The following is a 19,349-nucleotide window of genomic DNA, read 5'->3' on the forward strand; positions in this document are numbered from 1 at the left end:
GGTCAGGCGCGCAAATCAGTAATGATATTACGTGACATTGCCATGAAGGCGGGCAAAAGCGCGAGCAGCACCGTCAGACTGACGAAACCGGCGATGAGGTGAAACTCCGGCCAGTCGAGCGTTGCCGTCACAAGAATGTCCGTTCGGGAGGTGACGATTGAGGAGATGACATCGACCGCGATCCAGCCGACGCCGAGCCCGGTAGCCGAGCCCAGGACAATCAGGGTGGCGGCATAAGACCAGACCACGGCAAAGACGAAGCGTCCCGGTGCCCCGAGAGCCCGCAGGAGTGCCAGACGCCTGGCGAACAGCCGGGCAAGGACTATCAGCCCCGTCAGGACACCCGCAGTCACCAGCACCTGGGTCAGCACCGCCATCACCGACATTATCTGACGGATGTCCCCCATGAGTGCATGAAGTTGCGCAAGCACCGCGCCTGGGAAGAACGCCATGGTGTCGTCGCGGGTGAACTCGGACCGCAGGGCGTAATTCGCCCAGAGCTCGTTGGCATGAACAAGTATCGCCGGTGTTCCCGGGAAATAATCCGCGTCAAACGGCGGGCCGATCTGTGTCTGTCGTTCCGGGCCATGGCCATTGGTCAGCCCGTGCACTTCCCAGACGCTTTCCACCGGAACGAGAATGGCCTTGTCCCACGGGCTGCCGGTGGGCGGCATCCTGCCGACGATGGTGAGCGCGTGGCCGGCGTGGGCATCTTCTTCCGCGCTGTCACCAATCCCGTGCGCGGGTTCGAATGTCTCGCCAAGCTTCAGGTCGACCCGCGAGCCGGCAACCGCTTCCCCGCTGCCGGCAAACAGCCTGCCTTCGGCGAGGTTCCCTGCCAGATGCGTGACGAACTGCGGCGTAGTGCCGACAACGGGTGACGACAGGTAGCTGTCGCCGAAGGCAATCGGGGCGGCAAGGTCGACGTCGTCATGGGTGGCAATCTCGTTGTAGATCTCGCCTCCCAGAAGCGGCACGTCGCTTGGTTGCAGATAGACGGCGGCAAACATCATGGTGATTTCGCTGCCGGGGGCTGCGACGATCAGATCGAACTTTTCCGCTGCCCGTGCCGTTCCCTTTCTGAGGCCGCGTTCCTGGGCTATCAGGCCAACACCGATACCGATGGAAATGGCGATCAGGAAAACGAAGGTCAGATTGGTCCAGCGGAAGCGCCAGAGCAGTGCTCCGATCAGTGCCTGTGGCCGGAAGCCCCAGATCACGATCAGGCCGGTTATCAAGGCGGGTAACAGCAGCAGCACGAGCCACAGCGCGTCCTGGGCAAGCGGCGAAAGGTCCTGCCAGCGGTCTGCGAAAAAGTCAGGCACCGGCGGCCTCCGTCTGCAGGTGGCCGTCCGTCACTTCGATGACCCTATCCATCCGGTCCAGCAGATGCTGGTCGTGGCTGACGGCGATCAGCGTCTTGTTCCGCGCGCGGGTCAGGCTGATCAGGTCTTCGATCAGGGCATCGGCGGTCTTGCGGTCGAGGCTTGCCGTTGGTTCGTCCGCGAGAATGATCTCGGGGTCGTGGGCCAGCGCGCGGGCAATCGCAGTGCGTTGTCGCTCGCCGCCGGAAAAACTGTCTACGGTCCGCGCTTCTGCCGGCACCTTGAGGCTCTTGAGAAAATCCCGTGCGGTGTCGGTGATCGACCGGCGCTTTTCTGCCGGGTTGAACGCCGTTGCAAGGGAGGCGTTGCCAAGGGCGCTCAGTTCCTCAAACAGCAGGAAGTCCTGGAAGATCAGCCCGACATGGCTGCGGCGGAACGCGGCGCGGGCGGCGTCGTTCAGCTGCACCAGATCGGTTGCACCCCAGTGGATATGACCTGTCATGGCCGGGTGCAGTCCGGCGAGCGCGTAGAGAAAGGTCGATTTCCCGGCACCTGACGGGCCACGCAGGCCGATGGCCGCACCTGGTGTTGCATCAAAGTGATCGCAGGACAGTAGCACCTGGCCGCCGGGTGCCCTGACGTGGAGATCGGCGACTTGAAGAGCAAGATTCATGAGACGCTGTCAGCTGCGTTCATAGACAGCATCGACAAGTCTTGCCCGGCTGACGAACCCGGTCTCTGGATCCTTGAAGGTTCCCAGTTCCAGAACGCCCCGTGTCACGATCTTGCTGTTGAAGGCGACCACGTCGACAATGCGCTTGGTGTAGATGGCGAGAATGTCCCGCGGCCATTCCGCCTCGGTTTCACAGAACGGGCAAACTGCCATCGGAATCTTGGTGAGCACGAAGAACTGGCTGTCGGCCTTCAGGGGTGGGGCCATGTAGCCACCGACCGATACCCTGGTGCCTTCCAGTGAATGGGCGAGGTCGGAAAAGCTCCGGTCCTTGTTGTAAAGCGTGCGCAACTTGAGGGGGGCATCTGCCGCACAGGCGGTGTCCGGCAGCAGATTCCCGGCAAACGGAGCGAGGCCGAGCCCGACGATAAGCTGTCTGCGGTTCATGACATCCCTGGTTCTGGCCAATTCATGCTCCTAACTTATCCGGCTAATATGACAAACAGGCAAAGGCCTGCCGGGCGGCAGGCCTTCAGGATCCCTGGCAGGTATTCGACCAGGGATCCCACTGAGCGCTTTTTGAACGCTGACTGAAGGCTTATTGGGCGTTCACAGCGTGGTTCATGACGTGGAAGATCACGTTCTGCTCGATGGTTCCATCGACCAGGTGTGCCCACGGGCCCTTTGCGTAGACGGCAACATCTTCACCCGAATGGGTTTCGGAGGACTTGGGGATCAGCGCCTGCTGGACGTAGTCCAGATCGGTGGCGGTTTCCTGGTCGAGGTCCGGGCGCGAGCCGGTGTAGTCGTTTTCGCCTTCGCCCTTCTTCAGAACCGAACCGGTGCCGTTCAGGTAACCGATCACGGTGTACGGCTTGCCGTCGTCCGCGGTCAGAACCTTGTCGGAATGCTTGATGCCCACCTGGGCAACGTCGTAGCAAAGGCCGAGGATGGCCGAGCCGCGGCCGCAATAGCCGTTGAAGGCGATCGCGTGTTCGTGGTCGGCGGTGACGATGATCAGCGTGTCTTCATCGTTGGTCAGCTCGTCAGCAATGGCAACGGCTTCTGCAAAGGCAACACCGTCGCGCATGGCGCGGGCCGCATTGCCGTCGTGGTTGGCGTGGTCGACGCGGCCGGCTTCGATTTCCAGGTAGTAGCCGCCTTCGTTCTTGGACAGATATTCGATGGCTGCCTTGGTCATGTCGGCCAGGGACGGCTCGTCATTGTCGGCGCGGTCGGCCTCATATTCCATGTGGCTGTTGTTGAACAGGGCCAGGACTGGGCTGGAGCCGTCAAGCTTCAGCGACTGGAAACCGGCGGTGTCGGATGCGAACTGTGCACCCAGTCCGGTTGCACGCTCAACCAGGTCGACATTGTCTTCGCGGCGGCCCTTCAGCCCACCCATTTCCTTGTCCTTCGGCAGGAAGTAACGGCCACCGCCGCCCATTGCCAAATCAACGGTGCCGGCTTCCATGGCGTCGATCAGCTGGGTCGCGATGTCTTTCTGTGCGGTGCAGCCTTCCGGCACGGCGTCTTCCCAGTTGCGGTTGGCGGTCTTGGCGTAGACGGCAGCCGGAGTTGCGTGGGTCAGGCGGGCGGTGGAAACCACGCCGACAGACTTGCCGGCTTCGGTCATCATTTCGGAGAACAGGGCAAGCTGGTTGCCTTCGACGGTGGAGCAATCGTCATGGATGGCTTCTTCGCCGAGGTTGATCAGGTTGAAGCGCTGCTTCACGCCTGTGTTCATCGAGCCGGCGGTCGGAGCGGAGTCTGGCGTCTGGGCGTTGATGTTGTAGGTCTTGACCAGGGCGCTGTAGAACTCCGGAGTTTCGTACGGGAGAACGTTTTCCTCGCCCAGCATGCCTTTCTGCTGACCGTCGAAAAGGCGCGTGGCGTAGTTGGTGCCGACACCGTTGCCGTCAGCGATCAGCAGGATCACGTTCTTGGCGCGGTTGGTGTTCGGCTGACGGTCCAAAATGGCCTGAATGGCGGCTTCGCCATCCTTGTACCACAGGCTGGAGGCTTGCGGCAGGGCGTCCTGAGCAAAGGCGACGGAGCCGGTAAGGGCTAGCGCCAGCGAAGTGCAAACGATCGTTTTCATGATATCTCCCGGAGGTGAGGGTGCATCCCGGGAGCTACTTAAAAACGCTGCATGACATCTGATTGACAATTGGATGACGAAACAGATTTGTTATTTTATTACATAACTTCGACGATTGAATTCAACTCTTCTACTTTTGCGCCGTCTTGTCTCTTCTTCGGCAGCGTCTTGTTATCGAACCGCAGGGTTGGCCCCGGCCGGGTAATCGACCTGGCAGCCTCGTGAAAAGCCCGGGCAATTACAGATAGAAAAATGGAGTCCTGAAATCTGAGGACGCTGTCGCGTCCTGTGTTCCTGGGCTGCCCGCTATCCCCTATTGTCACATCATTTTCATATGAGCGTCGAATAAGGTTCATATGAAAATGTTTTAACGGGCTTCGAAGTCAGGCTTTTTCGAGTCAACATGATGCCTTTGGAGCAACTGGCCTTCTGCATCAGCAGGAGGAGAGGGGACGATGGCGGATCAGAAGAACATGCTTGGGCAAATAGACATTTCAAAGCGTCAGGCCGAAATCGCGGATCTGGTACAAAAGGCAGGATTTGCGTCCGTCGAGGAACTGGCGGACCGGTTCGAGGTGACCACGCAGACAATTCGCAGGGACGTCAACGGTCTTTGCGAACTGGGGATCCTGCGCCGGACCCACGGCGGCGTCGAGCCTCCGGCACCGGCGTCCAACATCCATTATTCCACCCGGCAGATCCTCAATCTTCCGGAAAAGCAGCTGATTGCGAAACTGGTGGCCGGCCACGTCGGCAACAACCAGTCGATCGCGTTTTCCATCGGCACCACCCCGGAGATCGTGATGCAGGCCCTGGTTGGGCACGAGAAACTGGCGGTTTTCACGAACAATCTGAACGTGGCCTTCACGGCTTCGGTCAATCCGTCGTTTCAGGTGACCATCACCGGCGGGCGGTTGCGTCATGGCGACCGCGACGTGCTGGGGTCCGCAGCGCAGGCGTTCTTCTCCAACTACAAGGTCGATATCGGCATTTTTGGTGTTGCCGGTGTCGATGAAGACGGCACGCTGCTGGATTTCCATGAGGACGAAGTGGCGGCCCGCCAGTCGATACTCGCCAATTGCCGCCGGTCCTATCTGGTCCTCGATCACAGCAAGTTCGGCCGGAACGCCCATGTGCGCGGCGGTCAACTCAGCGATGTCGATGCGATCTTCACCGATTGCCCGGTGCCGGATGTTTTCCTGGCATCGCTGGAAGGCACGAAAACGGAAGTGTTCGTGGCCGACGACGGGGATGAGGCGTGACATCAGATCCGCATATCCCGGGTGCGAAACCCTCTGGCGCCGGCAAGCCGATCGTTCTTGAGACGGTGTCGCGTGCCTGGGGTGAGACGGTGGCCGTCGATGGCCTGTCGATCGATATTCCGGCAGGCTCCTTCACGGCACTTCTGGGTCCGTCCGGCTGTGGCAAGTCAACGACATTGCGCATGATTGCGGGTCTCGAGAATGTCAGCAGCGGACGCATCCTGATCGGCGGAGAGGATGTCACCGGCCGTCCGTCGGCCAAGCGTGACCTTGCCATGGTGTTCCAGTCCTATGCGCTGTTTCCGCATCTGAATGTCGGTGAGAACATCATCTTCGGCCTGAAGGTCCGCCGGGTCGGCAGGGCCGAGCGGGACCGGCGTCTTGCACGGGTTGCCGATCTGCTGGGCCTTGGCCAGTTGCTGGAGCGCAAGCCGGGTCAGCTTTCGGGCGGTCAGCAGCAGCGTGTCGCGCTTGGACGGGCAATCATCGGCGAAAAGCCGATCTGCCTGATGGACGAGCCGCTGTCCAATCTCGACGCCAAGCTGCGCCATGAAATGCGGGTGGAGATCCGCGCGCTGCAGCAGCAGCTCGGCTTCACAATGGTCTATGTCACGCATGATCAGGTCGAGGCCATCACCATGGCCGATCAGGTGGTGCTTTTGAACGGTGGCCGGCTGGAGCAGGTGGCGAGCCCGCGGGATCTTTACGAAAAACCGGCGACGCCCTTTGCCGCCCGTTTCATCGGCACCCCGCCAATGAACCTCTTTCCGGCCAATGCCTTCAGGAAGCTGTGCACCGCGCCGGACTTCAAGCTCGGCCTGCGCCCGGAGGCAATGCATCTGGAAGACGGCGGCCCGGTCAACGCGTCTGTTCGTGCCGTCGAGTATCTGGGGGCGGATGTGCTGGCCGATTGCGAAGTTGCCGGCACCGGTTTTCAGGTGCGCCTTCCGGCCAGCCGGGCCTTCACGCCCGGCCAATCCGTGCAGCTCGGCTTTTCGCCGGACGATCTTCATGTTTTCGACGCCGATACCGGCCGCCGCCGGGACGATCTCATTTCCGAGTTCGGAGCCTTGTTGCGCTCCTGACCTGCTGCGCACGCCCGCGTAGACCGACCGCAGACCTGCGGATTTTCGAACCTTAGGAAGTAAACTGATGTTGAAGTCCACTTTCCTGAAAGCCGTTGCGGCAACGGCGCTTTCCTTCAGCACCTGGGCCTCCGCTCAGGCTGTTGATTTGCAATTCTATTTTCCGGTCGCAGTTGGCGGCAAAGCTGCTGACACCATCCAGGAACTGACCGACGCCTATGTTGCGCAGAACCCGGACGTTACAATCGACGCCGTTTATGCCGGCTCCTACCAGGACACCGTCGCCAAGGCGATCACCGCTTCGCGCGGCGGCAACCCGCCCCAGCTTTCGGTGATCCTGTCTGCCGACATGTTCACCCTGATCGATGAAGACCTGATCCAGCCCTTCGACGACTATCTGACCAGCGACGAAGACAAGAAATGGGTCGAAGGTTTTTATCCGGCATTCATGGAAAACAGCCAGACCGGCGGCAAGACCTACGGCATTCCGTTCCAGCGCTCCACGCCGGTGCTCTACTGGAACAAGGAAGCCTTCGAAGCGGCCGGGCTTGACCCGGAGGTCGCTCCGGCAACTTGGGACGAAATGGTCGAATTCGGCAAGAAGCTGACGAAGAAAGACGACAGCGGCAATGTCACCCAGTGGGGCGTGCGTATTCCGTCTTCCGGTTTCCCGTACTGGCTGTTCCAGGGCCTTGCCATCGAAAACGGCGCGATCCTGGCCAATGCCGACGGCAACAAGACCAACTTCGACGATCCCAAGGTGGTCGAGGCGCTGCAGTATCTTGTCGATCTCAGCACCAAGCACGAAGTGATGGCTCCGGGCATCATCGAGTGGGGCGCAACGCCGAAAGCCTTTTTCGAAGGCCAGACGGCCATGATGTGGACCTCCACCGGCAACCTCACCAACGTTCGTGACAATGCTCCGTTCAAGTTCGGCGTTGCCATGCTGCCGGAAAAGGCACAGCGCGGCGCACCGACCGGCGGTGGCAACTTCTACCTGTTCAAGGGAGCTTCCGACGAACAGAACAAGGCTGCCGTCAAGTTCGTTCAGTGGATCACGGCTCCGGAACAGTCCGCGAAGTGGACCATCGCAACAGGTTACGTCGCTCCGCGCGCCGAAACCTGGGAAACCGACACGATGAAAGCCTATGCGGCTGATTTCCCGGCTGTCCTGGTTGCCCGCGACCAGCTGAACTTCGCCAAAGCTGAACTTGCGACCTACCAAAACCAGCGCGTGACCGGCATCTTCAACGATGCGCTTGCTGCTGCCATCACCGGCCAGAAGGATGCCGAAACGGCTCTGAAGGAAGCTCAGGCACAGGCCGACGAGATCCTGAGCGAATACCGCTAACGCCATTCGGGGCGGAGCACCGGGTCCCACTCCGGTGTTCCGTCCCGTTCTCCAGACCTTTCGCCGTCCTAACCGCAATTTGCTTTAGGTCGGGTTTTTCTCCTTATCGGGGCCTAGACCATGAAGCGGGGCATTGCCTTGAAACGCGACTGGATCCACGGCTGGCTGCTGTTGCTGCCGGCGATGGTGTTCCTGTTTGCCTTTACCCACATCCCCGCGGTCACGACGTTCCTGAACAGCTTCTTTTCCACCCCGCGCGGACGCCGCCCGGCCAAGTTCATCGGCCTATCCAATTATGAGCGCATGCTGGATGACCCGGTGTTCTGGAAAGTGCTGTGGAACAACGTCTGGTTCGCCTTTGGCACCATTCCGGTCTCCGTTGGTCTGGCGATCGTCATGGCGCTCTGGGTCAACGACAGGCTGGTTGGCAGAAGCTTCGTGCGCATGGCCTATTTCACGCCAACCGTTCTGCCTCTGATCGCCGTCGCCAACATCTGGATGTTTTTCTACACACCCGGCTTCGGCCTGGTCGACCAGATCACCGGTGCCCTGTTTGGCTGGCCTGCCAGCAACTATCTCGGCAACCCGGACACCGCGCTCAACGCCATCATCGTGGTCACCGTCTGGAAGGAAGCCGGCTTCTTCATGATCTTTTATCTTGCGGCGCTGCAGGCAATCCCGGTCACGCTGAAGGAGGCCGCGCAGATCGAAGGTGCCGGGCGCTGGACGATCTTCTGGCGGATCACCTTTCCACTCCTGATGCCGACGACCCTGTTCGTCTGCGTCAACGCGGTCATCAATTCCTTCCGCCTGGTGGACCATATCTTCATTTTGACGGACGGTGGGCCGGACAACGCTTCGGCACTGCTGCTGTTCTACATCTACGAGGTCGCCTTCCGCTTCTGGGAAACCGCCTATGGCGCAACGCTCACCGTCGCTCTTCTGGTGCTTCTGTCGCTGCTTGCCATCGGCCAGTTCTTCTTCTTCGACCGCAAGGTGCATTACAAATGACCGGCGCCGGCTTTTCCTTCGACAGGGTGCTCAACACCTTCGCTGCCTGGGCATTGGCACTGTTGTGGGTGCTGCCGCTGGCCTATGCCATCTGGACCGCGTTTCATCCGGCAGCCTATGAGGCACGGTTCGAGCTTCTTGCACCGCTGACACTCGACAATTTCGTAAAGGCCTGGGATGCGGCGCCCTTCGCCCGTTACTTCCTGAACACCTTCCTGCTGGTGTCGATGATCCTTGCCGGGCAGTTTTTCCTCGGCACGCTGGCCGCCTTTGCCTTCGCCCGGTTCCAGTTTCCGGGGCGCAATATCCTCTTTACGCTTGTCTTGCTGCAGCTTCTGGTGATGCCGGACATCCTGATGGTGGAAAACTATCAGACCATGCGCATGCTCAATCTGGTGGACACCATCCCCGCCATCGCGCTGCCCTACATCGCGTCCGGCTTTGGCATCTTCCTGCTGCGGCAAACCTTCATGACCATCCCGAAGGAACTGGACGAGGCAGCGCGCATCGAGGGTGCTTCGGTTCTGGGCGTGTTGTGGCGGGTCTATATTCCGCTCGCAAAGCCGACCTATCTTGCCTATGGCCTCGTTTCCGTCAGTCACCACTGGAACAATTTCCTGTGGCCGCTGATCGTGACCAACTCGGTGGACACCCGCCCGGTTACCGTCGGTCTCAGCATCTTCTCGGCCATCGACAGCGGGGTGGAATGGTCGGTCATCAATGCCGCGACGTTGATGACCTCCGGGCCGCTGCTGATCGCCTTTCTGCTGTTCCAGAGGCAGTTTGTCCAAAGCTTCATGCGCGCCGGCATCAAATAAAATTAATCCGAGAAACAGCAGAAACCGGGGATGAATGACCATCGTCCGGACGGCCAAACCGCTTTGGCAAGGGGCATAGACCTTTGTGCCACTTTTTAAGGCATGGACTTTTATGCTAATGGATTTAAATCCCGGTTTTCTGCGGGGTTTTTGCCTTAAGTTTTTCTGATCCCCGAGCATCGAGGAGCCCCGCCGTGTCACTCAAATTCCTTGCCATTGGCGAATGTATGGTCGAGATGGCACCAACGGGTGAGGGCACCTATGCCATGGGGTTTGCCGGCGATACGCTCAACACCGCCTGGTATGCGCGCAAATGCCTGCCTGCCGACTGGACCGTCGGCTATTACACTGCGGTTGGCCGCGATCAGGTGTCGGAGCAGATGCTTTCTTTCCTGAAAGAATCCGACCTGGAGACGGCTGCCATCCAGAAGCGGGACGACCGGACCGTCGGCCTCTACATGATCCAGCTGAAGGACGGCGAACGCAGCTTCGCATACTGGCGTTCGCAATCGGCAGCCCGGTGTCTTGCCGCGGACGGGCCACATCTTGCATCTGCGCTTAGTGGTGCGGGGTTGATCTATTTCAGCGGGATTACCCTTGCGATCCTTCCATCGGAAGACCGGGTAAAATTTCTGGACGCACTCAGAACCGCGCGAAAAGCCGGTGCCAAAACGGCGTTCGACCCGAACCTGCGTCCGCGTCTTTGGGAAGATGCAGACACCATGCGGGCAAGTGTTACGGAAGCTGCCGGCTGCTGTGATTTCCTGATGCCGTCCTTCGAGGACGAGCTGGCCCATTTCGGTGATGCAACGCCAGACGTCAGTGCTGACCGCTATCTGGCAGCAGGGGCAGGCATGGTCGTGGTCAAGAACGGGCCGGAAGAGGTGATCTGCGCGGATGCCGTTTCCCGGCAGGCTTTCCAGCCAGCGCCGGTTTCCAGCATTGTCGATACGACTGCAGCCGGCGACAGCTTCAACGCGGCGTTTCTGGCGAAGTATCTTTCGGGGGGCGACGTCCCGGCAAGCGTTAATGCGGGTGCACGTCTCGCCGGCAAGGTGATCCAGCATCGTGGTGCCCTCGTTGCCTGTCTCGAAACTGCCTGAGGGTAAGTGCGTATGATTCGGCTGGTGATTGATTGCTTCAAGAAGAGGCGTTCAACCCAAAAGGGAATATATTGCGAATATTGACAGTATGATTTTGGGGCTGCTCCGAATTCTTTCGCGATTATTTGGCTGAAAATAACTTTATGCGATGAAATTAAGCTTTCGTTCGCTCCTTGTCCTTACCCTACGTTCGGTTTTGATCGTTGGCTGAATGGGCCATCTGAGGGGGGGGCGAATGTTCTCAGGCATGCGTTTGTCGAAAAAAATTCCGGCGCTGGTTTTGGGCGCCGCTGCGGTGGTTGGCATCGGGATCGGTGTTTCAAGTTACATGACATCTTCCATCAGCGTGAACAAGCTGACACAGGAGCGCCTCAAGGCAGCTGCCGGCACCGGCAAGCAGGAAACGCTCGCCTACCTGGAGTCGATTGAGCGCGAACTGGTTCTGACAGCAGAACATCCGGGCACAGCTGCTGCCGTTCAGGAGTTCGCCTCCGTCTGGGATTTCTGGAAAATGTACGGCGGCAATCCGCAGGAAGAACTGCAAGCTGCGTATATCACCGGCAACCCGCATCCGACTGGCGAGAAATACAAGCTCGACCGGGCCGAGACCGGGTCGGCTTACGACGAGGTGCACGCCAAGTATCACCCCTGGTTCCGGAAACTGCAGCAGGACCAGGGCTATTACGATGTGTTCCTGTTCGACGCCAAGGGCAACCTCGTCTACACGGTCTTCAAGGAACTGGATTACGCCACGAATTTCGAAAAGGGTGGTGGCCAGTGGGCCGATACCGACCTGGGCGAAGTCTATCGCAAGGCGATGGCGATCACCGCAGAGGACGAAGTCGCCTTTGAGGATTTTGCCGCCTATAAGCCGAGCTTCGACGCCCCCGCCAGCTTCATGGCGCACCCGATTCACGTGAAGGGCGAAACGGTTGGTGTTCTGGCCTTTCAGATGCCGATCGACAAGATCAATTCCCTCATGGCCAGTAGTCTCGGGCTCGGAAAAACCGGTGATTTGGCCTTGATCGGTGAAGATCGCCTGATGCGCAACGATACGCCGCTCACTGCAGACAAGAACGATATTCTGGTTACGGAGCTGAGCGGTCCTGTCATCGACAAGGCCTTTGCGGAAGGCCACGCCTTCGGCATGAATACCTATTTCGGCGACAAGCTGATGGACGTTGAAGCCGAGAAGTTCACCTACCAGGGCAAGAACTTCGCCATCGTCGCCATGCAGACCTACGCTGAAGCGATGGGGCCGGTGACAACGATGCGCAACCGGATGATCCTCGCCGGGCTCGCCTTGCTTGCGATTGCCGCTGCCCTTGGCTTTTTCGCCGCTCGTTCCATCACGAAGCCGATCGGCAAGGTGGTGTCCGCCATGAACCGGCTTGCCGATGGGGACACACGCGTAGAGACGGACGGGTCCGAGCGTGGCGACGAGATTGGCGACATGTTCAAGGCTGTGGCGATTTTCAAGGAAAACGCCATTCAGCGCCGTCATCTTGAAGACCAGGCCCGCAACGAACGTGACAGGGAACGCCAGCGCCAGGCTTTCCTGGAAGGGGTGATCACGGACTTCAAGTCGATCATGACTGATCGCCTGGCAACCGTGTCCGACCAGATGGAACGGATGCGCGGTGCTGCCACAACGCTGGAAGACCTGGCATCAAATGCGAAGTCTGAATCCGATCAGGCAGGCCACGCCTCCATCAGTGCTTCTGAAAACGTCGCCGCCGTTGCCGCCGCAACAGAAGAAATGACGGCCACGGTTCAGGAAATCGCCAACCAGACCGAAGCCACCACCCGCATCGTTCTGGAGACCGTGGAAGCGGCGGAACAGACCAACCGCAACGTTCAGACGCTGTCGGAAGCCGCCGAGCATATCGGCAGCGTGGTCAATCTCATTCGCGATATCGCCGAGCAGACCAATCTTCTGGCGCTCAATGCCACCATTGAGGCAGCCCGTGCGGGTGAAGCCGGTCGCGGTTTTGCGGTCGTGGCGTCGGAAGTCAAACAGCTTGCAGAGCAGACTTCCAAGGCGACGGACGAGATTTCCGGTCGGATTTCAGGCATCCAGTCCTCGGTTCGCGATGCAGCGGGTGCCATCGAGCACATTGCCGAGAAGGTGTCCGACATCAAGAACCTGACCAGTTCCGTGGCAGGGGCTATCGAGGAACAGCGGGCGGCAAACCAGGAAATCGCGCGCTCGGCCCGTTCGGCCAGCGACAGTACAGGCAATGCAGCCAGCAGCATGTCGTCTGTTTCCGGTGCAGTTGAACAAACGTCGACGGAAGCCGGATCGGTCAACACTGCGTCCGACCTGGTTTCGGAGGCAAGCGACAGCCTTGCCCGTGAGGTCGAGAAGTTTCTGGCGGACGTCACGAAGGACGTCGAGGACCGGAGACGTTCGGTGCGCAAGGCGATTTCCGAGGATGTCGCAATTACCTTCGCGGATGGCCGCAAGCGTGCCGCGCAGCTGATCGACGTCAGTGTCACCGGTGCGCAGATCCTGGATATGACCGACCTGCCGATCGGCGAACGGATGACGCTGGAATTCCTGGATGGCACCGTGCTGCAAGGCAAGGTCGTGCGCCAGACAGGAGCAGGCTGCGGCGTGGAATTCGCCGAACAGCTAGCAGAAAGCCACATTCTTATCGCCGCCTAAGACGGCAATCTCAGGAAACGAAAAGGGCGCCTGTCGGCGCCCTTTTTTGTTGACGAAAGCCCTTGCGCCCCGATCCTGGATCTTTGCTTCGCTGCGTCCGGGATGACGGATGAGGGGGAAAGGAACGGTGCAGTTGGCGCCTTTTCCCTGTCCTCATCATGCACGATCCTCATCCTGAGGAGGGCCAAAGGCCCGTCTTGAAGGATGGGCCACTTGCGCAGTCTCAGCTGCTTGAGCCTACCCAGCGTCCCGTTGGGCGATCCAGTCGTGATCCGGATGGTTCTGGAAGCGCCACTTGCGCATCGGGCCGGCCATGACGTTCAGATAGTACATCTCGTAGCCGTAGGGTGCGCCGCAGGGGTGATGGCCCTTGGGGACCAGCACCACGTCGCCATCGGCAACAGCCATCGTCTCGTCCAGCTCGCCGTCCTCGGTGAAAACGCGCTGGAACCCGAAACCCTGTTTCGGGTTCAGGCGGTGGTAGTAGGTCTCTTCCAGATAGGTCATGTCCGGAAAATTGTCTTCGTCGTGCCGGTGCGGCGGGTAGGATGACCAATTGCCCTGGGGTGTGAACACTTCCGTCACCAGCAGGCTGTCGGCGATATCGCTTTCTTCCATCGCAATCGGGTGGATATAGCGGGTGTTCGCTCCCTTGCCGCGTTCCACCTGGCCGATGTCCGTGATCACACGGGCCTTGTAGTTGCCCTTGCCGGGGGCGGTGCAGACCGCCAGAACGCAGTCGGTTGTCGCCGTTGCGGACCAGCTGCTGCCGTTGGGCACATAGACGCAATGCGGCTTCTTGCGCTCGAACACGCTCATCCGGTCGCCCAGCTCGCCAAAGCTTTCATCTCCAGCGGAAATCGACGCCTTGCCTTCCACGAGGACAAGGATGACTTCCTTGTCACCGGTTTCTTCCGATGCCGACTGTCCCGCTTCCAGATGATACAGGCCGAAGCCGACATAGCCCCACCTGGCGCTTTCAGGCGTGATGTCGTGCACCTTGCCGGGGGTGCCGGACGGTTTGACGAGAAGATGGCTCATGTCAAATCCACTTCCTTTGCGAGTTGCTTGAGGGTCTTGAGGCCGAGGCTCTGATACTGGAACGGATTGCGGACTTCCGGGTCCTGCTCTGCCTCGATAACGATCCAGCCTTCGTAGCCGGTGTCCTTCAGGATCTTTAGAAGAGGTTTGAAATCAACGCCGCCGTCCTCGTCACCCGGTACGGTGAAAACGCCGGCACGGACGCCATCCATGAAGGACTTCTTGTCTTCGCGGATATCCTTCATCACGGCCGGACGTACGTTCTTGGCATGGAAATGCTTCACGCGGGCAGCGTGTTTTTCCAGAACCGGCGCCGGATCCTGACCATTGCTGCCGAAATAGCAATGACCGGCATCAAACAGCAACTTGGTCGCCGGGCCGGTGGCATCCATGAAGGCGTCGATTTCCACCGGTGTCTCGACCACAGTGCCCATGTGGTGGTGGTAGACAAGGTCGACGCCCTGGCTTGCACAGAAGGCCGCGAGTTCCTCGATCTTGGCGCCGAAGGCTTTCATCTCTTCGGCGCTCAGAACCGGGCTGGTGTTGATGTCGACCTGAGAGCCCTGAATGGTGTTGGAGGTCTCGCAGGCAATGCAGACCTTGCAGCCATTGTGCTTCAGCTTGTCCAGATGCGGCTGGATCGCCTTCTTTTCGGCCTCGACCGACTGGGCAAGCAGGTTGAGCGAGTACCAGCCGGAAATGAACTTGAGCCCATGGCCGCCCAGAAGCTGTTTCAGCTCTTCCGGATCGTTCGGCCAGCGGTGGCCGTTCTCGATGCCGTCGAAGCCGATTTCGGAAGCTTCCGACAGGATCTGCTCGGTCGGAATATGTGCGCCAAGGGTCTGGTCGTCGTCATTGGCCCAGGCGATCGGGTTGGTGCCGTAAAGGATCATGGCTGTTGTCCTGTAACGCATCGGAGCGTTGGAGTTGATCGTAATTTTCGAACCTCATCCTGAGGAAGCGCTTCAGCGCTGTCTCGAAGGATGGGCCACTTGTTCGGAATTTGCCGCCCATCCTTCGAGACGGACCTGACGGTCCTCCTCAGGATGAGGTGTGACTGGGTGGAAAAGCTGGGCTGGTGTTCTGCATTCCCCTCAATCGACCAGGTTCTGGTGCTTCAAAGCGTCGACATAGCCCTCACGGGCCTTGTTGACTTCGGTCCGCTCAGAAACCTCCGGCACGGCGACGTCCCACCAGTGACCGCCACCATTCTCACCTGGCCCATGCATCGGGTCCGTATCGATGACGATTACGGTCGGAATGGCCCGGTCCTTCGAGGCGAGGATCTGCGCTTCCAGATCGGCGATGTCCTTTGCCTTTACCGCGTGGGCGCCCATGGCGGCCGCGTGGGCGACGAAGTCGATGTCCGGCTGCGCCTCGACATTGCAGTCCTTGTAGAGGTTGTTGAACTGGTTGCCACCGGTGCCCATCTGCAGCCGGTTGATGCAGCCGTAGCCCCGGTTGTCGGTGAGCACGACCGTGAACGGCACCCGCCGCATGACGGCGGTCGCCAGTTCCGAGTTGGCCATCATGTAGGACCCGTCACCGACGAAGCAGACGACATCCCGCACCGGCTGCGCCAGCTTGATGCCCATGGCACCGGCAATCTCGTAGCCCATGCAGGAATAGCCGTATTCCATGTGATAGCCACCCTGCGGCGCCTGCCACAGAAGCTTCAGGGCGCCCGGCATGGTGCCGGCCGCGCACATTGCGATGGTCTTTTCCGAAGATGTCCGCTGCACCGCGCCGATAACTTCGGCGTCGAGCGGCAGGTAGCCTTCGGGCACCTCGGTCCGCGCACTGCAGTGGGCATCGACCTTCGCCAGCCAGTCAAGACGGGACTGCGGATTGAAAGCCGATTTTGTCTCTGAGCCAAGGGCCGCTGAGATCTTCTCCAGAGACACTTTGGCATCGCCGATGACACCGACGGCGCCATGCTTCAGGGCGTCGTAGCCCTGGACGTTGATGGAGACGAGTTTGCGGCCCGGTTCCTTGAAGAGCGCCCAGGAGCCGGTGGTGAAGTCCTGGAAACGGGTGCCGATGCCGATGACGAGGTCTGCGCTTTCGGCGATCTCGTTGGCGCAGGCCGAGCCGTCGACCCCGGCAGTGCCGAAGTTCATCGGATGAGATTGCGCCAGCGCCGACTTACCCGCCTGGGTCTCGATCACCGGAATGCCGTGCCTGGTCGCAAACGCGCCAAGGGTCTCTTCGGCCTGTGAATAGATCACGCCGCCGCCGCAGACCAGAACCGGGTTCTTTGCGGATTTGATGAGGGCGACAACGTCCGTGATGTCCCGGCTGTCCGGTTGCGGCCTGCGAATGCGCCAGATTTTCGGTTCGAAGAAGCTGGCCGGATAGTCGAACGCTTCTGCCTGTGTGTCCTGGCAAAAGGCGAGGGTGACCGGGCCACAATTGACCGGGTCGGTCATCACGCGGAAGGCGCGCGGCAGGGCCGTCAGCAGGTGTTCCGGGCGGCTGATGCGGTCGAAGTAGCGCGATACCGGACGGAAGCAGTCATTGGCCGAAACCGTGCCGTCGTCGAAATCCTCCACCTGCTGCAGCACCGGGTCGGGAGCGCGGTTGGCAAAGACATCGCCGGGGATCAGCAACACCGGCAGGCGGTTGACATGGGCAAGGGCTGCGGCGGTCACCATGTTGGTGGCGCCGGGTCCGATGGACGAGGTGACGGCCATTGCCCGTGTGCGCTTCTTGGCCTTGGCATAGGCGATGGCCGTATGGGCCATGGTCTGTTCGTTCTGGCCGCGCCAGGTTGGCAGCGCGTTGCCGGCCTGCTCCAGCGCTTCGCCCAGACCGGCAACATTGCCATGGCCGAAGATCGCCCAGATGCCGTCGATGAAACGCTCGCCGTCCTCGGTCATCTGCGCGGAGATATACCGCACCATGGCCTGGGCGGCGGTGAGACGGATCGTGCTCATGCGGAAATTCCCTGGAGTTCGTTGACGTGTGCCTCGGTTCCGGCTTCTGCGCGCGCCGTGTCCCAGATGCTGCACAGGCGGGCGAAGCGGCTCACCATGTCGGCGACGGCAGCTTCGTCTGTCAATTCACCTGCCAGCCATTTGCGGGCTGCTTCGGCAAAAATCGTGCGGCCGACCGCAAAGCCCTTGACCAGCGGGAAGCGGGCCGCTTCGGCAAAACTCGCGGCGAGTTCCTCTTCCGGGGCATCGAGGCCGAGCACCACGATGCCGCGGGTGTGAGGGTCGTTTTCGGAAATCGCGTCGCAAGCCTTCGCCCATGCTTCTGCCGAGGTCATGGGTTCCAGCTTCCACCAGTCCGGATAGATGCCGATCTCGTAGAAACGGCGGATGATATCTGCCGTGGTGTCGGCATCAACCGGACCAACCTTGGAGGGGATGATCTCCAGAAGCATTTCAAGCCGATTGCGGCGGCAGGCGGCAAACAGCCGCTTCAGGACATCTTCCTGCTCGGCCTTCATCGCGTCGGTGTCATGCGGATGATAGAAGCACAGCACCTTGACCACATGCTCCGTCGGCCATTCGGCCAGGCCGCCGAAATCCGGACCGATTTCCGGTTCCAGTGTCAGTGGCCGGGAGGTAGGCCACTCCACCGGATGACCGATCCAAAGCCCGGTTCCGGCGGCCCGATAAAGCGCCTCGCGGCCGTGTCGGCTGTCGCACAGAATGCCATAGCCCGGCTGGCCGTCCGCGACCGAAAGGGCCGCGTCGAGGCAGAGTTTCTTGAACGATCCGATCCGCTCGTGACCGGCGTTGGCCGTATCGGCCATCTGTTCGAGCTGAATACGGTGGTCGAAGGCAAAGACACGCATGGTCGACCAGTTGCCGCCGTGCAGCCGATGCCGGTTTGTGGACCAGTGGATCTGTTCCAGTTCCGGGTCCTTGCGCAGGGCCTTGTCCTTCACGCCCCGTTTCAGGAAGAACTGCAGCTCTTCCCAGCTCGGATAGGCCGGTGTGCAGCCGTGCCGGGAGACGGCAAACGCGCCGCATGCGTTGGCATAGGTCAGGGCCGTGACCCAGTTCTCGCCGGTGATCCAGCCTTTCAGCAGACCGGACATGAAGCCGTCGCCGGCCCCCAGAACGTTGAAGACCTCAATCGGGAAGCCGGGACCGGAAATGCCGTCGTCGAGGCTGTCGGGGATCGCGCCTTCGAAGGCGGTTGCCCCCATCGGCCCGCGCTTGCAGACCAGCGTCGCACCCGACACCTTGCGCACGTTGCGCAGTGCCTCGACCGTGTCCGTGGTTCCACCGGCAATGTGGAATTCTTCTTCCGTACCCACGATCAGGTCGAACAGATGCAGGCTCGATTGCAGCTTGGCCGTCACCTTGTCGGAGGCAATGAAGCGGTTCTCGCCGTCGCCGTGCCCTGACAGACCCCAGAGGTTGGGGCGGTAGTCGATGTCGAGCGCGGTACGGCTGCCGTTTTCGCGGGCAAGCCTCAATGCCTTCAGAACGGCAGCTTCCGTCTGCGGATGGCTGAGATGCGTGCCCGTGGCGACTACGGCCTTGGCCGAGGCAATGAACGCAGGATCGATATCATCTTCGCCAAGTGCCATGTCGGCGCAGTTTTCGCGGTAGAAGATCAGCGGGAACTGTTCCTGGTCGCGGATGCCGAGCAGCACAAGCGCAGTGAGCCGCTCCTTGTCGGTGATCACGCCTTGTGTGTCGACACCGTGCCGTTCCAATTCCTCGCGGATGAAACGGCCCATGTGTTCGTCACCGACACGGGTGATCAGCGCGGATTTCAGGCCGAGCCGAGCCGTGCCGCAGGCCATGTTGGTGGGCGAGCCGCCGATATACTTGTTGAAGGACGCCATGTCCTCCAGACGGCCGCCAGCCTGGGCTCCGTAGAGGTCGACCGACGAGCGGCCTATCGTGATGACATCGAGTTTCTTCACGTGCACATTCCGTTTTTGAT

General features: G+C 60.3%; 15 protein-coding genes. 7 read left to right on the forward strand and 8 right to left on the reverse strand.

Annotated elements, in window-relative coordinates; genetic code table 11:
- Positions 1–2: 2 nt before the first annotated feature.
- From FIU93_RS10835 to FIU93_RS10850, 4 genes are all read right to left on the reverse strand, one after another.
- Positions 3–1,325, reverse strand: a complete 1,323-nt coding sequence (locus FIU93_RS10835) for an FtsX-like permease family protein (RefSeq protein WP_152505567.1) — start codon at positions 1,323–1,325, stop codon at positions 3–5.
- On the reverse strand, positions 1,318–1,998 hold the full coding sequence (locus FIU93_RS10840; RefSeq protein WP_152505568.1) for an ATP-binding cassette domain-containing protein: 681 nt from the start codon (positions 1,996–1,998) through the stop codon (positions 1,318–1,320). Before FIU93_RS10840 ends, FIU93_RS10835 begins: the two co-directional genes overlap by 8 nt.
- A 9-nt stretch (positions 1,999–2,007) precedes the next feature.
- On the reverse strand, positions 2,008–2,466 hold the full coding sequence (locus FIU93_RS10845) for a hypothetical protein (RefSeq protein ID WP_209010336.1): 459 nt from the start codon (positions 2,464–2,466) through the stop codon (positions 2,008–2,010).
- 130 nt (positions 2,467–2,596) lie between these two features.
- Complete coding sequence (locus tag FIU93_RS10850) at positions 2,597–4,099, reverse strand: alkaline phosphatase (protein WP_152505569.1); 1,503 nt, start codon at positions 4,097–4,099, stop codon at positions 2,597–2,599.
- A 455-nt stretch (positions 4,100–4,554) separates the two neighbouring features.
- Here FIU93_RS10850 and FIU93_RS10855 point away from each other — a divergent pair, with 455 nt between their 5' ends.
- The 7 genes from FIU93_RS10855 (at position 4,555) to FIU93_RS10885 (ending at position 13,397) form a co-directional block, all read left to right on the forward strand.
- Positions 4,555–5,361, forward strand: a complete 807-nt coding sequence (locus tag FIU93_RS10855) for a DeoR/GlpR family DNA-binding transcription regulator (RefSeq protein WP_023001188.1) — start codon at positions 4,555–4,557, stop codon at positions 5,359–5,361.
- Entirely contained in the window at positions 5,358–6,446 is a 1,089-nt protein-coding gene (locus FIU93_RS10860) for an ABC transporter ATP-binding protein (protein ID WP_023001189.1), read from the forward strand. Before FIU93_RS10855 ends, FIU93_RS10860 begins: the two co-directional genes overlap by 4 nt.
- Positions 6,447–6,513: 67 nt before the next feature.
- Entirely contained in the window at positions 6,514–7,797 is a 1,284-nt protein-coding gene (locus FIU93_RS10865) for an ABC transporter substrate-binding protein (protein WP_152505570.1), read from the forward strand.
- Positions 7,798–7,917: 120 nt separating this feature from the next.
- Entirely contained in the window at positions 7,918–8,808 is an 891-nt protein-coding gene (locus tag FIU93_RS10870; protein ID WP_077291824.1) for a sugar ABC transporter permease, read from the forward strand.
- Complete coding sequence (locus FIU93_RS10875; RefSeq protein ID WP_062487164.1) at positions 8,805–9,626, forward strand: carbohydrate ABC transporter permease; 822 nt, start codon at positions 8,805–8,807, stop codon at positions 9,624–9,626. Before FIU93_RS10870 ends, FIU93_RS10875 begins: the two co-directional genes overlap by 4 nt.
- Positions 9,627–9,820: 194 nt before the next feature.
- Entirely contained in the window at positions 9,821–10,729 is a 909-nt protein-coding gene (locus FIU93_RS10880) for a sugar kinase (RefSeq protein WP_152505571.1), read from the forward strand.
- Positions 10,730–10,976: 247 nt separating this feature from the next.
- Positions 10,977–13,397 (forward strand): methyl-accepting chemotaxis protein, encoded by a 2,421-nt coding sequence (locus FIU93_RS10885; protein ID WP_209010337.1) that lies wholly within the window; start codon positions 10,977–10,979, stop codon positions 13,395–13,397.
- A 237-nt stretch (positions 13,398–13,634) separates the two neighbouring features.
- Here the strand turns inward: FIU93_RS10885 and iolB are convergent, their stop codons facing one another.
- The 4 genes from iolB to iolC all read right to left on the reverse strand — a co-directional run bounded on the left by iolB (position 13,635) and on the right by iolC (position 19,329).
- Complete coding sequence (gene iolB, locus FIU93_RS10890) at positions 13,635–14,438, reverse strand: 5-deoxy-glucuronate isomerase (protein ID WP_152505573.1); 804 nt, start codon at positions 14,436–14,438, stop codon at positions 13,635–13,637.
- Positions 14,435–15,331 (reverse strand): myo-inosose-2 dehydratase, encoded by an 897-nt coding sequence (gene iolE, locus FIU93_RS10895; protein ID WP_152505574.1) that lies wholly within the window; start codon positions 15,329–15,331, stop codon positions 14,435–14,437. Before iolE ends, iolB begins: the two co-directional genes overlap by 4 nt.
- Positions 15,332–15,532: 201 nt before the next feature.
- Positions 15,533–17,374: a 3D-(3,5/4)-trihydroxycyclohexane-1,2-dione acylhydrolase (decyclizing) gene (gene iolD / locus FIU93_RS10900; protein ID WP_152505575.1), complete on the reverse strand. Its 1,842-nt coding sequence runs from the start codon at positions 17,372–17,374 to the stop codon at positions 15,533–15,535.
- Positions 17,371–19,329, reverse strand: a complete 1,959-nt coding sequence (gene iolC, locus FIU93_RS10905; RefSeq protein WP_152505576.1) for a 5-dehydro-2-deoxygluconokinase — start codon at positions 19,327–19,329, stop codon at positions 17,371–17,373. The genes iolD and iolC overlap by 4 nt, the downstream gene beginning before the upstream one ends.
- Between the last annotated feature and the right edge of the window lie 20 nt (positions 19,330–19,349).

Source organism: Labrenzia sp. THAF35 (genome assembly GCF_009363595.1).
Taxonomy (GTDB): Bacteria; Pseudomonadota; Alphaproteobacteria; order Rhizobiales; family Stappiaceae; genus Roseibium; species Roseibium algicola.